The organism is Chlorobiota bacterium (assembly GCA_016710285.1).
Taxonomy (GTDB): domain Bacteria; phylum Bacteroidota; class Ignavibacteria; order OLB7; family OLB7; genus OLB7.
The window spans coordinates 1,732,295-1,745,747 of the sequence record JADJXR010000001.1; the positions used below are offsets into that span (position 1 = coordinate 1,732,295).

The window sequence follows — 13,453 nt, forward strand, 5'->3', positions numbered from 1 at the left end:
CATTGCTACCACCATTTCCTCACTTGATCCATGGTGAACAACCCGTCCCCAATCCCGATCCCGAAGCCCACATAGGTTGTGGAGAAATCTTTGGGGGCGATCAGGTCCTCGAACCCGGTGACAACGTCGCTGTTTGCGCTTCCGTCAACGAAGCCAGCAATGGCGTTAATCCGCATGGGAATGGGGAAGTTGAGAAGTGGCATGGTCCATTCCGGCAGCTTCACCGAAAGGCGTGCGGCAAGGTGGAGCGTGGTTTTGGGGTGATACATCACTTCGGCGTAGGGTTCCAGCGTAAGGTCGTTGTTCATCAGGTTCATCCGGTAGCCGGCGCGCAGCGGAAGCCAGCCGAGGGCGATTTCATCTTTGGAGATCACCATGGCATTGAAGAGTGAGGTCCCCACAAACACATTTCCATCGGCGAACGGAAGCGGGTAGTTGGCCGAACCAACTTTCAGCATGAACCCTGTGGGATAGACGTTGCTTGCCGATCCGGTCCCCGGGTTGAACCACGATCCCGCGTCGGTGTTGGTGGAATAGACCATGTCGAAATTCACCGCGCTGACCTCGATGGCGTTGTGCTTGTGGTCCTTCCATTCAATGAACAGCTCCTCCGTTTTGTTCACAAAATCCAAGGCCGAAACGCCAAGGCCAAAGTAGGGGAAGGTGGTGCTGAAATCGGCATTCTGGGGGTCGTCATCGCTTTTCAGCATTGCCGAGGTCCCACTGATGTATCCGGCATAGGCCCGCAGATTGAATCCGCCAAAGGACCCAACATCGAACGTTGCTCCAAGGTTGATATACTGCGACGGTACCAACCCAAAGCCAATGAACGGAACCACCATCACGTACGGCGGTTGGTCGCGCAGGAAGAACCGTTTGCGGAAGTATGGGCTGGCGATTCCTACCAATCGCTCGCCCGGATCGCTTTCGGCACTGCTGTCGCGGTTATTGACGAAAATCTCCACCGCCGAAACCCCGAACGTCCAGTTTTCGGCATCGTCGAACCAGCGCAGCCGCCACTCGTAGGGCATAATGCGGTACATCTGGCCGGTGAAGATTTTGGTGTCGCTGGGGCGTTTTATGGTGAACAGGTCGTACAATCCAAACAGCCCCATTCCCCCGCCATCGGTGCTTCCGCCGGTGCCGATAAAACTGGCGGCCTCGATCCCCCCGTAGCGTAGGAATGCTGGGTAGTAGCGTTCCACCGTCGAGTCCCGCTGAACGTACGTTCGGGTGATCTCCACTTGCCGCGACGATGGATAGACCGTCCCGTTTTCCCGCTCCCCTGGCACATTCTGCGCGCTTTCGCGAACCGTGGTGTCGCGCTGGGTGACGGTGTATTTTTCCCGCTCCACCCGCGTGACGGTGTAGCATCCGCCAATGGCAATCGCAACCAGCATCAGCAACAATGGTTGCAGCAAGCGGCGATGATCGTGTTGTAGCATAAGGTTGTTGGTTGCAAGAAAAGTTCGTACTCCGTAGTTGCGTGCGTCCCGACTGAGTTGGAACGGGGATCAATCCCCGTCCCCCCCCCTATTTCCTAATCAACTCCACACGGCGCAACCGTGCGTGATATTGGTCCTGATGTTCGTTGGCGCGTTGCGGCAATGGGCTGCGTTCCCCTTCGGTTCGGACCGTCAGCAGCCGCTCGGGAACGCCCCGCTTGATAAACTCGCGGCGGATAAACTCGGCCCGCCGCCGCCCCAGGTCAATGTTGAATGCGTCGGAGCCGACGGGGTCCGTATGCCCCACGATTTCAATCTTGGCCCCGGGGGCGGTGATGGTTCGCAGGAAGCCTGCGGCGCGGTCAATCATCTCCAACCATCGCTCGTTGCTGGGAAGCCCGCGGTCATCAAGGGTGAATTCGTAGGGATCGGTTGCGTTGTTGAAAGGGAAGTTCACCCGGAAGGTGACGGTGTCGGGGATCACCACGTTCCGGACCACAACGGTGCTATCGCTGTTGGCGGGGACGTGGACCTCCTGCTGGCCAAACAGTGTGCTGTCGGTTCCGGCGGTCAGCACGTACTCCTTCCCTTGCTCAATCTGGAATTCGTAGCCGCCATCGTTTCCGCTGCGGGTGGAGTCTTTCCGTTTTGGCGGGTTCCGTTCCTCAAGCTGGACCAGCGCGCTATCCACCGGCGTGCCTTCCTCGGTTTCCACGGTTCCTTTTAGGCGGACCAGTTTTGGGGGAAGGCCTTCGGCAATCTCCCCTTTCACCAGCCGTTTGCGTTTGTGCAGGACGTACACATCGAACTGGCGCGAACCATCTTGATCGGAGCTGTAGTAAAGCAGCGTGTCGGGGTCCGCAGCGAACGGAGCCGAAGGGAAAATCTCGTCGCGTGGGGTGTTGATTGGCTTGCCAAGATTCTGTACGCCCCCTATCTGGTTGTTGCTGATTGGGGCGCGGAACAGGTCGTAGCCGCCAACGGTTTCGTGGCCCATCGAGGCGAAGTACAGCCATTCCCCTTTGCCGCTAACCCAGGGGGAAAGCTCGTCGCACGGGGTGTTGATTCCCGGGCCAAGGTTTTTTGGTTCGCTCCAGCTCCCGTTGCTTTCCATCCAGCTTACCCAAAGGTCCGAACCGCCATATCCACCCGGGCGGGTGCTGGCAAAATAGAGGGTGCGGCCATCGGGGGCCAGTGCCGGTTGCGCGTCCCAGCTTACCACGGCGGAAATAGGGTTGCGCGATGCCGCCGCGGGGTCGCGCATGGGGGCGGTGAACAGGTCATAATCGCCAACAACGGATGCTGGTGATGTGGCTGCTGCCGTCCCTTCCTGCCGCGCCGCAAGGTGCAAGGTCCCTTGCGACTCCACGCCGCGACCCACGGACCCAAAGCCATTGGCAACCGGGACGTTGGTCCCGACCGTCGCGCTGGTAATGGTGGAGAAGGTGGCGTTCAGAAGGTGGTCGCGGCGGTCGGTTGCGCGGTTGTTGCGCGTGGTTGCCAGCGCGGTGCGGCCATCGCCGCCGTTGGGGAAGGCCACGCCGAACTCATCCACCTCAGTATTCAAGCCGTTGACGCGGGCAATGGAAAGGTAATGGCGGGTGCGGATCAGCGGGCTGCTGCTGGTGTCAAGAATGGTTTGGTCAAACGTGCCGGGCTGGCAGATCACCGGAGGGACGGGGCACTCCAGCCGGCCGCGCTCGCTGAAACGGGCAGTGGTGACGCACCCGGCAAACGCCAGCGTGGCCACCAACAGAAGGGAAGGGAACCGCCGAAGAATCCGCACGATCATAGTCACCAGAAGGGAAAAGTGAGTTGGCCACCCACGGCCAGCGGCGAAGCTACGAAGGAGCAGAGAAAAGGGGAAAGGGAAAGTGAGGGTTGAAGGATAAACAAAGGCGCGTAACGCCATTTTGATTCCCAATGATTAAGCAAACAATCCAACACCTTGCTTCCCAGATGCACTGTTGGCACTGTGAAACACGCCCAGAATAGTTGTTGCCACACAACCATGCAGAGGCTAATTTGATGGTGAGATTAACGCTAATTCAAGGTTGTTTTATGGAAAGAATTTCAACCATTGCCTCCCCTGCTTGGGATTGGTTATCGCTGGATGCTGCAAGCAAGGTGATGGAGGATCAGAATGCGGTTGCCGATCGCATTATTGATGCGTACAAAGCGGGCGTGAATACCGGAAGGATTAAAGAACGCCAGGAAGTTTCGGTTTTAATCAAGAAGACATTGAAGGAAAATTCTGCGTTGGCGGCGGCGATTACCCGTGAAGTGCTTGCGTGCTTGGATGGGAAGAAGATTGTTCACGAACAACCATTGCTGAACATCGCAAGCCTTAGCGAGTTCCGCATCCTGATACCGGTTCGGGAGGATGATTTTGTGCGGGATGATTTTGATGCTGTCTATGGGGTGGTTTGGGAAGCAATCGCACGGTATGAGCAGGAGTGGTTTCAGCCCTCGGTTAATTTTCTGCCGGTAGCCACGCCGGAGCATATTAATCATCAGGCACTCTACAGCGATGGATACACCCTTAGGTTTGGATGACCCCGCTTCCGGTTACACGAAGCAAGGCCATGCGCTTCACAATGAGCAGGTATGTGATTACTTAGCCAAGCATGGCGGGTTCAGCGATTGGGTTGTCACCACTGCTTTTTATTCGGCTATTCATTGGATTGAGGATTATCTGTTCCCCTGCGTGGTGAAGGATGGCGAAAAAGAAATAGAGGTTCATAGCCTTGAATCCTATACTGACTTCTACAACACCAGCTATGGGCTGAAAAAATCTAACCACGCAATTCGTGGGATGCTGGTTCGCGATAGGTGCGCAGCCATTCTAAGCAACTACAGCAGCTTGTACGATAACTGCATGACCGCTCGATATGCCGATTACAGAAAGGACATGAAGACCGCCACGAAAGCGCGGCGATGCTTGGCAGCAATCAAAGAGTTCTGCCTGCAGCAGGCCACAAAAGGATAAACACAAACGCCTCTGTGATGGAAAGATCACAGAGGCGTTTGCGTTTCAATCCCGATGAGGCTGCCCTCCCTAATCCCCTGTTGGCAACGCCACCGCCACCCCCAGCCGGACCCCAATCGCGGTGAATGCTGCTTGCGATGGCGTGCTGTAGTAATGGTAGTGGTTCGCGTCGTCGGTGAAGTCGAACCCACCACGTTGTTCGGGGTAGGGGCGAACATAGTTTGCCGCCGCAACAAGCTCCACCGATACCTCTTTCACCAACCGGTAGCGCACCGGAAGTTCGGCCCCCACCCGCCACGATGTGGCCCCGGCACCCGCCACAATTCCTGGCGCAACCTGAATATCACGGTGGAGCGCGACGGCGTAGTTGTAGCCAACGCCCAACCACGGTTCGGCACGTTCGGGAAGTTCGGCGGCAACCGTGGATTTATCGCTCCGCTGCAACCCGCCGGTGTTTCCCGATTCGTTGAAATCGGTGGATGAGTTCGTTGATGTTGGCTGCAATTCCGATTTCGCCGCAAGCGCGTCGTCCACCCCGCGAAGCCTGGGTGAGTAACCACCCACCACCGAAACCGCATGGCCACTGTTGAACGCCAGCGTCACTTTGATTGCCGTCTCCTGCCGCGTGGACCCAGCCCCTTTCAGCAGATACGCAACCCCACTGGATGCCGAGATGCTTAGGCCCGCCGCATCGGTTGCTTCCGCTGTTCCCATCCCTTCGCTAACGGCCTGCTGCGGGGGAAGCTCAGGTTGGTGCGCCACGTGGTTTTCTTGCTTCATCACCGAAGCCATATTCCCTTCTAATCCTTGACCAATGCTCTCCTTGTTGCCATCGCTTCCGATTGCTGCTTCTTGGTTCGGCTGCTGAACGGTTGGCGCGTTGGCGGGCGCGGCTCCATCGGCAAAATCCTTCGCCACGTTGGCTGAACGCTGCAAAATCTTTCCCCTCCGTTCCCCCCGCAACTGCCGTGGCGGAAGTGGAGAAGCAATGTTTGTTGGATGCTGGCCGGCGAATGGAGTTGGCGCAATCGCCACGGCAAGTTCGGGGCTGCGGCGGGGTGCGTTGGTGAACGAACCATCGCCAATCACCACCGCTGCAAGCATCGCCACCACCGCCACCAGCGTTGCGGTGCGAAGGTAGGGGATGCCGTGGCGGCGCATTGGCAGCGTTGGTGGCGGAAGAATTGCTGCCGCAGGGGTGTGCAGGCCTTCGGCGGCAAGCTGCTGGAACAGGGCGTGCGTAACGTGGGCTGGGGGGTGGTGCAACGTTGGGGTGCGGCGTGCGGTCCGCGCCGCCAGCACCGCTTGGTTCACCCGCGCCGCAACCTCCGGCGATTCCGCCATTGCACGGGTAAGCCAGGCCTGCTGGGCCGGGGGTAGCTCGCCATCAAGGTAGCGGGAGATGGTATCGTCAAGGTTCGGATTCAATGTGCGCTGTTGCTTGTAGCAGATGTCGGGAAGCCAATGGGCCGCAGCGTGCGTTGGCCCGTGGTTACGGCTATCGTTCTTTCTCTTCTCCAGCCCGCAACTCCGCATCAAGCAGGGGTTGCAGTGCGTGGCGTATCGCGCTTCGTGCGCGGCTTAGCCGCATGCGTGCGGCTTCCTGGGTGCAGCCCATAAGGCTTGCGGCCTCCTGGTAGCTTAGCCCGTTGATTTCCCGCAGCACAAAGGCTTCGCGCAAGTTGGTTGGAAGGGTTTTCACCACGGCATCCACGGCTTCCAGAAGCATGGCGTCGTCGGTATGGTCGCCGAACAATGTTGGGAACGATTCTTCAATCGGGACAAGAAGGCGTTCGTCGAACGAGGTGTCAAGCTCGGCAAGGTAGCGGCGGGCGCGAAGGTGGTTCAGCGCAAGGTTCCTGGCAACCCGAAACAGCCATCCGCCCACGTTCCGAATGGGGTCCGGCGGGTTCGGCATTTGGTAGTGAACCCGCTCGCGGAACAGCCGCAAGAACGCTTCTTGGAAAATGTCATCGCAGGCAAGCTCTGCCTCCCCCAAAATAGAGTGGATGTAGCCAAGCAATCGCGCCGCGTACCGGTGATAGAGTGCGGTGAATGCTTCATCGTGATGGGCAATGAACTGCGCAAACAGCTCAGCATCGCCAAGTGCCTGTAGCGGCTGGTTGGTCGGGAACGTCGGGTTTGACATAGGCTTCGACCGGCAGGAGTCGTGTGGAAAAAAATGGCCTGCATCGGCAGGAACGACTCACCCCATGACACTGGCTATCCGCGAAAGTAACAGCCCCGCCACGCCCCAACGGAAGAAATTTTTTCCGCCGTGTGATGTTTCTTTCTCACCGGTGTTATCCCCTTCAAGAAGCATTCAGCGATGACCGAACAGCAGACCGATATCATGGTGAGAAAACGCCCCGCTACCCCCAGCGGAGGTGCGGCAACCGAAGCAAGCAGCGAGGATCAGACACTGTTCCAGCGATTCTTGCGGGGGGACGATTCTGCGTTCATGCAGATCTTCGACCGCCACACCCACCGCTTGTACCTGTACTGCATGAAGTTCGTGCACAACCACGAACGCGCCGAAGATTTGGTGCACGACATCTGGGAACGGGTGATACGCCTTCGCGGGACCGAGCAGCAAGCGCCGGTGCTCCCCTTGCTGTACCGAATCGCCCGCAACCTTTGCTTGAACAATGTTCGCGATGCAAAAAACCATGCTTCGTTGGAGGTGCTTCCGGAGCATTCCCACCCCACCACCAACATCCGTGAGATGAGCCAGCACGAGGAGCTTGTGGTGCAGGCGCTTCCCCGATTGCCAATTCAACAACGTGAGGTCCTGATCCTTCACGCCTACAGCGGCTACAGCTTCGAGGAGATTGCCGAGATGCTGGGCGAGCAGGTGGGGGCGGTGCGGACACGAGCGTGGAGGGCGCGGTCCCAGTTGGCGCGGCTGGTTGCCGCAATGATTGAGATAGATGATGCTTGGATGAACAACCGCAACCGCACCAACAATCCACACGGCCCAGCCGAAGGAACCCAGACCGAAGGAACTCAGGAGGAAGAACAATGATACGCGCCGATAGAGATAGGCTGATTGAACGCTACATGAATGGCCAGATGACCCAAGCCGAGGAGGAGGCGTTCTTCATCAACGCTGCGGTGAACCCCGAGCTGCGCCAGGAGCTGAAGGCGCACCGGTTGGTGGAAACCGCGGTGCGGAAGGATCGCGACGGATTAACCGCTGGCCATGCCGCGTTGCGGAATCGCGTTGCCGCCACGTTGGCAGCGGCCACGCCAACCCCGGCCATGGAAACGGCCGCTCCGCAGGCGGGAACGTTGATGGAGCGGGTGGCCGGTGCGGTGGCCACCCACCCTGCCGTGACGGCAATCATTGCTGGCATTCTTGCGATTGGGACTGTGATCCTTCAGCCGTGGGAAAGCACTACCGGCATCGGCGCGGCGGGCAAGCCCGCACCGGCACTGCAAGCCCCGCCAGCAACCGCACCGCAGCCGAACGCGGGGGTGCAACAAGCAATGCCAAACGCCACCGCAACCAGGCCCGTTGCAACGGACCCGGGCGCGCTTCCCGCGAAGCCCGTTCAGCCGCAGAGCAGTGTTGGGAATTCGCCCGATGCCTCGGCGGCAACACAGCGCGCCCCGGGCAGAGTTGAGCGAACAGTAACAACGGAGAAAAGGCGAAGCAATGACCCAGCTGCGATTTCCAGCCCCGCAGAATCGGCTTCCGCCGCAAGCGTTTCGGCAACGCCGCCAGCAGCCAAAAAACCGGACTCCATCAACGTTGGAATCCGGATTGACGTGAGCCAGCCAACAAAGCCGCGATAACCAGCGCGATGCTTCCGCGACCTTCGCCCACCAGGGTTTGCAGTGCTATCAAAATCGATCGGGTCACGGCACTGCAGGCCCTTGGTGAGGCGGAACACAATAGACCTCTTTCAAAAGTAGTTTTCAAGGGAGTTCAAAATTATGGATGGCGGCGATGAGGTTGAATCTCACATCAAATCGCTTGCGACGATTTCGATACTTCTCCGCTATGATCTTGAACACCTTTAACCGACCAAACACATGCTCAATCACGATCCGCTTCCGCGAATGCTCACGATTCTCCTCCTTCTCCCAATCCCCTAATGCTACCCCCTTCCGCCGCTTGTGCGGCAACCATACGTTGCTCTGGATCTTCGATAACCCCAGATATCCCAAATCCGCCATCCAACAACTCCCACTCCCCAACAATCGCTTATACCCCCGACCCACACACTGCTTCAATAACGAGAAATCATGCTGGCTTCCAACCCCAAACTCTGTCTTGAGGATCCGACGACTTCCCAACGCCATGGCTACCTGCGTCTTGATTGTGTGGCATCCACGCTTCCCGCTGTAGTACTCCCTTTGCTTTTTTTTGGCCGTTCAATCGGGCTTTCTGTCGCATCGATCACGATCACGGCAAATTCTATGTCCCCGCCTCGCGGCTGCGGACGCTGCGGCAATTGAAACTCTTTGCTCTGGGTGAGTTCATCCTCCACTCGCCGAATGATCCGGCTGCAGGTCGGTTCGCTGATCCCAAAATCCGCTGCAAGGTGATATTGCGCTCGATACTCACGCCAATACAGCAGCGTCAACAACAGCTGATCGGCCAACACCAGTTTCGGTGGGCGACCAAACTCTCGCCGTGCTGCACGAATGACCTTGAGCATTGCCTCGAAGGTTGTCGGCAACACACCCGTTAAGCGTCGAAATTGTTCCGGTGAACGATCACAAATCTCTGCGTAGCGCATCCTTCTTCCTTATATTGGTTGACCCCAAACATAACCCGTAATCTAGACTTTTGAAAGAGGTCTAATGGTGAGAACACAATGGTGAGAACACAATGGTGAGATAGATACCGAATGGGCAATGGCAAAGAAGATGAACTCTCTTCTTTCCCCGATCGCCAGTTCCCTTCCCCCTTCTCACCGATTTCCGACAGATAGCAACTACCCGATTGATAAACTTCACATACTTAACCTTTAGGATGGAGCAATGATGATGCGTACCAACAGCAGAACACTCTGGCAGCGTGCGTTGGCGTTGATGGCCGTGATGGTTGTGGCGGGTGCCGCGGCCTTTGCGCAATCCCCCTTCAGCACGCCGCAACGGCTTTCGGCCGAGGTTAGCCCAACCAGTGGTGGCTACAACGTTTACCTAACGTGGGGATGGTTCCGGCAAAACCAAGGGGGGATGAGTGCGCTCCCCGACGGGTTCAAGATTTATCGGGCCGAAGGGGTTGATTCCAGCAACACCGGCGGATTGGATTTTGAGCTTGTTGCCACCCTTGCCTACGCCGATGCAGGCGACAGTGCAAACGCAAATGGAGGATTCTTCCGCCATGTGGATCAGGTATCGGAAGGGAGCTACACCTACTACGTTGTGGCCTATGGCGCAAACGGTGCCACAAGTGCGGCCAGCAACTGGGCCACGGCAAGCGCCCGCCCGGCACCGCCAACAATCACCATCGCCAATGGCTACCAGGTTAGGGCCAATGCCATTGTTGGCCAGCTCTTCACGTACGATGTGGACGCAACCGCAAGCAACAGCGGGACCGTGCGGTATCGTGTGATCTATGCGTCCGGTGGGGCAAACACCCCCGACACTTTGGGGGATGCAGTGAACGCCACGATTGATTCTGCAACAGGCGTTATTTCTTGGACCCCAACTGGAAAAGGAAAATATGGACAGGCAAACTTGGCTATTAAAGCATACTTGCAAGACCAAGAAACGGTGTACTCCGTGCTCTACTTAACCATCAGCATTCGCAGCTGTGCATTGAATGGAGTGATTACCGGACGAATCGTTGACGAGCAAGGGAACACGCTGCAAACCCCAGTGGTGGTGCGTGCTTACGAGGTTCTGGGCAGTGGCCAATTTGCCATGAGAGGTTACGATAGCGTTATCAATGGTGTGTACTCACTTCCTGTAGATGCAGGCGTTTATGTGGTGGATGCAATGGGGGAGGGCATTGTGCCTGAGTGGTACAACGATGCAGCCACCAGCGATGCGGCAGAGCGGCTAACCATGGAATGCCAGGACACCCACGTGGTAAACATGGCGGTGAAAGTTCGCGTGCCGGAGCGGTATTTCTCAATCACCGGAACGGTGACGGACCAGGAAACCGGCGATGCGCTTGCTGGGATTTTGACCGCCGTTGGCTACGACCGCGAGCTTCCTCCGGATCAAGCCGCTCGTAACCCAGTCATCTATACCAACTACGCCATGCAGCAGGGGACGACCTCGGCCACGTACTCCTTCAGCCAGCTTTCCGACCGCTACAACTGGACGCTGCGCGCCGCCGCAATGGCCGAGCGGTTGCAGGAGGATGACCGCTGGATTCCGATCTACTTCGACAACACCAGCGACCCCACCCAAGCCACCCACATGACGTTGACCGCCAACCGGACAATCAACTTTGCGTTGCCAAAACGCCCGGTGTTCAACAACAGCATTAGCGGAACGGTGCAGAATCGCGACGGCAACGGATTGTCGGCAACGGTGCTGGCCTACCGCATTGCCGCCAGCAACAACACCGCGAATTACTGGAGCACCCGCACCGCCCAAACGGATGCCGCAACCGGGGCCTACAGCTTCAGCAATTTGAGCACTGGCGACTACGTGCTGATGGCCTACAGCCGGTGGTCCAACAGCCCGAACGACACCTTGAACTGGTATCTGCCCGGCTACTACAAGGAAGGTGCCGACGCGGTATCGGATTGGTTCGAAGCAACGCGCATCAGCGTGGATGAGAACACCAACACATCGGGCCGCACAATCACCCTGCTGACCGCCGCGCAAAAGAACGGAACCGGACGGATCCGCGGAACAGTGGCCGAAGGAGCCGGGCGCACAATCAAGCAGGGACCGCAGCTTGGCGGGGCAAAGCCAATCGCCGGCGCGTTGGTGACAGCCAAGACCGCCGAAGGGGAGCCAGTTGGCGCAGCCTACACCAACCAGAATGGCGAGTTCGAGATTAGCGGCCTGCCAAATGGAACGATGAAGCTGACCATCAGCCGCGTTGGATACGGAGCAAAGAATGTGGAAGTGAACGTGGAAGATGGAAAAGCGGTGGACCTGCCGGTGGATATGAAGCAGAGCGGAACAAGCGGAGTGGAGACCGAGATGGCAAACACCGCACGGCTTGCAGTGGTGCCGAACCCGGTAACGGGCAATGCACGGCTCAGCTTTGTGGCCAACGGAACCGCCGCCAACCTAACGGTCCTAAGCCTGGACGGGCGCGTGGTGATGGAGCAAACAATCAGCACCGTTGCTGGCGCGAACAGCACCGCGATTGACCTTGCTGGCGTGGCTTCGGGGATGTACGTCGTCACGCTCCGCACCAGCAATGGAGTAAGCGCAACGAAGCTGACGGTGGCCCGCTAAAGCCGCCAAACAACGCACAATCCTAACACCCACGGGGGGCCTTTCCATTCAGGAGAGGCTCCCCTGTTTATTTGCCCACGAACCTTTTGCGAAGGGGGGGGGGATGGTGGATGAATTTTTTCGGGGGGGCTATTCATCAATGCCGAGAATGAGCACGGGGATGTCAATGTTGGAGACCCCACGATGTTCCAAATCCCAAACGAACTGTTCAAAGTACGAGACCCCTGATGACATCGCATCCGCAAAGGCTTTAACGGGAACAACCTCAACGCCGCAGCGGATGTGGCCAAGGTTGCGGAAGATTGTCATTTTGGCGCAGACATTGTACACCATAAAAGCATATTTGCCGAATTGAACTTCTACCCCTAAATCATCCTTCACAAAATCCATCTCCCGGAAAGCCCCTTTGTGTAAGGCCTTTGGCGCATACTCACTCACGTAATATTCTTGTGGGTACGAGCATGGCACCCTAACAGGATGCCAACCTCCAATCGTAGCAAAAGCGGACTTGAACGCATTGTTAATTTCCACAGGAGAAAAAAGCATTTTCCCCAGCATCGTTTTTTCTCGACTTTTTTTTGTTCGATACCGAGAAGCGTCTATTGAGCGGATGACTTGGCGAATTTCACCCATCAATTCAGGGTAAGATCCTTGCACTTCTTGTTGGCCGTTATTGAACGAGTAGATACCGGCAATTCTCATAATTCTAAAGCTCCGTTTTTCCACTCCGTTGGGATTTGGCTTACCTTCTCGCGCCCCGTAGGTTGAAATACTGGCTTGCCAAGAGGGCGATATCCTAACACTCCGGAATAAAGGTCTTGGATCCGTTGGTGAGCAATCTCCACATACTCCGTTTCTTTTTCGCAACCAACGGCACGCCGATTATGTTTTAATGCTGCAAGCAATGCGGATCCAACTCCCGAAAAAGGGTCAAGAACCAGATCGTGCTCATTGGTTAATGCTAAAACACAACGTTCCACTAATTCAATTGGAAATTGGCAAGGATGGATTGTTTTTTCTGGGTGATTGGCTTTAACGTTTGGGATATTCCACAATGCTGTTTCCCAATCCTGAAGGACGATATGCCAAATGTCGCTTGGATTTTTCCCAAGCGGATTACCGGAGGGCTGCCCCCGTTTCTCCCCCTTGAAATGCCGTTTCCCAGGGTACTTCGACGGAATGCGAATTGGATCCAAATTGAACGTGTAATTCTCGGTTTTAGTAAACCAGAGCATCGTCTCATATCGGCCTGATAATCGTTTTGAAGCATGAAGGCCATGCTCAAAATGCCAGATGATCCTGTTCCGCAATTTCAACCCATGTTTTTTAAATATTGGATAGTAATAAATATCCAGCGGGAACACCTCCGCATCTTCCACATAATTGCCTACTTGCCAGCATAGCGATCCATTCGGAGAAAGTACCCGTACTAAATGCTCGATGATCGGCTCAAGTGCTGATAAATAATCTTCCAGATCCGTGGCCTTTTCATAGGCCTTGCCAATGTTGTACGGAGGGGAGGTGATAATCAGCTGTACCTCTTCATCAGGAATGGTGGGCAACGTGTTCATGGCATCACCGTGCATAATGGCGACATCTGCGGAAGAAGCATAGTTTGGACTAATCTGTTCCATTG

13 protein-coding genes are annotated in these 13,453 nt (G+C 56.6%); 5 read left to right on the plus strand and 8 right to left on the minus strand.

All coding sequences use genetic code 11. The features are described 5' to 3' along the window. Positions 1-5 precede the first annotated feature (5 nt). Complete coding sequence (locus IPM61_06120; protein MBK8910887.1) at positions 6-1,445, minus strand: hypothetical protein; 1,440 nt, start codon at positions 1,443-1,445, stop codon at positions 6-8. Between the two features lie 88 nt (positions 1,446-1,533). After that, a complete protein-coding gene (locus tag IPM61_06125; protein ID MBK8910888.1) occupies positions 1,534-3,243 on the minus strand; it encodes a PD40 domain-containing protein in 1,710 nt (569 codons plus the stop codon). Positions 3,244-3,506: 263 nt separating this feature from the next. Here IPM61_06125 and IPM61_06130 point away from each other — a divergent pair, with 263 nt between their 5' ends. Both IPM61_06130 and IPM61_06135 read left to right on the plus strand, forming a co-directional pair. Next, positions 3,507-4,001: a hypothetical protein gene (locus IPM61_06130; protein MBK8910889.1), complete on the plus strand. Its 495-nt coding sequence runs from the start codon at positions 3,507-3,509 to the stop codon at positions 3,999-4,001. Beyond that, entirely contained in the window at positions 3,976-4,434 is a 459-nt protein-coding gene (locus tag IPM61_06135; protein ID MBK8910890.1) for a hypothetical protein, read from the plus strand. The genes IPM61_06130 and IPM61_06135 overlap by 26 nt, the downstream gene beginning before the upstream one ends. A 69-nt stretch (positions 4,435-4,503) precedes the next feature. Here the strand turns inward: IPM61_06135 and IPM61_06140 are convergent, their stop codons facing one another. Beyond that, entirely contained in the window at positions 4,504-5,862 is a 1,359-nt protein-coding gene (locus IPM61_06140) for a hypothetical protein (GenBank protein MBK8910891.1), read from the minus strand. Between the two features lie 70 nt (positions 5,863-5,932). Next, positions 5,933-6,583, minus strand: a complete 651-nt coding sequence (locus tag IPM61_06145) for an RNA polymerase sigma factor (protein MBK8910892.1) — start codon at positions 6,581-6,583, stop codon at positions 5,933-5,935. A gap of 180 nt (positions 6,584-6,763) precedes the next feature. On the opposite strand from IPM61_06145, the gene IPM61_06150 reads away from it, so the two are divergent. Beyond that, complete coding sequence (locus tag IPM61_06150; protein MBK8910893.1) at positions 6,764-7,459, plus strand: RNA polymerase sigma factor; 696 nt, start codon at positions 6,764-6,766, stop codon at positions 7,457-7,459. Further along, entirely contained in the window at positions 7,456-8,232 is a 777-nt protein-coding gene (locus IPM61_06155) for a hypothetical protein (protein ID MBK8910894.1), read from the plus strand. Before IPM61_06150 ends, IPM61_06155 begins: the two co-directional genes overlap by 4 nt. 123 nt (positions 8,233-8,355) lie before the next feature. On the opposite strand, the gene IPM61_06160 is transcribed toward IPM61_06155, so the two are convergent. Both IPM61_06160 and IPM61_06165 read right to left on the minus strand, forming a co-directional pair. Then, a complete protein-coding gene (locus IPM61_06160; protein ID MBK8910895.1) occupies positions 8,356-8,760 on the minus strand; it encodes a transposase in 405 nt (134 codons plus the stop codon). Next, positions 8,745-9,182, minus strand: coding sequence for a transposase family protein (locus IPM61_06165; GenBank protein ID MBK8910896.1), 438 nt, complete (start codon positions 9,180-9,182; stop codon positions 8,745-8,747). The genes IPM61_06160 and IPM61_06165 overlap by 16 nt, the downstream gene beginning before the upstream one ends. Before the next feature lie 244 nt (positions 9,183-9,426). On the opposite strand from IPM61_06165, the gene IPM61_06170 reads away from it, so the two are divergent. After that, a complete protein-coding gene (locus IPM61_06170) occupies positions 9,427-11,817 on the plus strand; it encodes a carboxypeptidase regulatory-like domain-containing protein (GenBank protein ID MBK8910897.1) in 2,391 nt (796 codons plus the stop codon). Between the two features lie 129 nt (positions 11,818-11,946). Here IPM61_06170 and IPM61_06175 read toward each other — a convergent pair whose 3' ends face one another. Together IPM61_06175 and IPM61_06180 are read right to left on the minus strand one after the other, a co-directional pair. Beyond that, entirely contained in the window at positions 11,947-12,519 is a 573-nt protein-coding gene (locus tag IPM61_06175; GenBank protein ID MBK8910898.1) for a restriction endonuclease, read from the minus strand. Next, the gene (locus tag IPM61_06180) at positions 12,516-13,451 is read right to left on the minus strand and encodes a site-specific DNA-methyltransferase (protein MBK8910899.1); all 936 of its coding nucleotides are present in this window, start codon (positions 13,449-13,451) and stop codon (positions 12,516-12,518) included. Before IPM61_06180 ends, IPM61_06175 begins: the two co-directional genes overlap by 4 nt. Between the last annotated feature and the right edge of the window lie 2 nt (positions 13,452-13,453).

Excerpts from the sequence above, each read along its gene's own strand:
- IPM61_06145 (MBK8910892.1), bottom strand. The coding sequence starts at position 6,583 with ATGTCAAACCCGACGTTCCCGACCAACCAGCCGCTACAGGCACTTGGC.
- IPM61_06155 (MBK8910894.1), top strand. The coding sequence starts at position 7,456 with ATGATACGCGCCGATAGAGATAGGCTGATTGAACGCTACATGAATGGC.
- IPM61_06170 (MBK8910897.1), top strand. The coding sequence starts at position 9,427 with ATGATGATGCGTACCAACAGCAGAACACTCTGGCAGCGTGCGTTGGCG.
- IPM61_06180 (MBK8910899.1), bottom strand. The coding sequence starts at position 13,451 with ATGGAACAGATTAGTCCAAACTATGCTTCTTCCGCAGATGTCGCCATT.
- IPM61_06120 (MBK8910887.1), bottom strand. The coding sequence starts at position 1,445 with ATGCTACAACACGATCATCGCCGCTTGCTGCAACCATTGTTGCTGATG.
- IPM61_06175 (MBK8910898.1), bottom strand. The coding sequence starts at position 12,519 with ATGAGAATTGCCGGTATCTACTCGTTCAATAACGGCCAACAAGAAGTG.
- IPM61_06130 (MBK8910889.1), top strand. The coding sequence starts at position 3,507 with ATGGAAAGAATTTCAACCATTGCCTCCCCTGCTTGGGATTGGTTATCG.
- IPM61_06135 (MBK8910890.1), top strand. The coding sequence starts at position 3,976 with ATGGATACACCCTTAGGTTTGGATGACCCCGCTTCCGGTTACACGAAG.
- IPM61_06150 (MBK8910893.1), top strand. The coding sequence starts at position 6,764 with ATGACCGAACAGCAGACCGATATCATGGTGAGAAAACGCCCCGCTACC.
- IPM61_06165 (MBK8910896.1), bottom strand. The coding sequence starts at position 9,182 with ATGCGCTACGCAGAGATTTGTGATCGTTCACCGGAACAATTTCGACGC.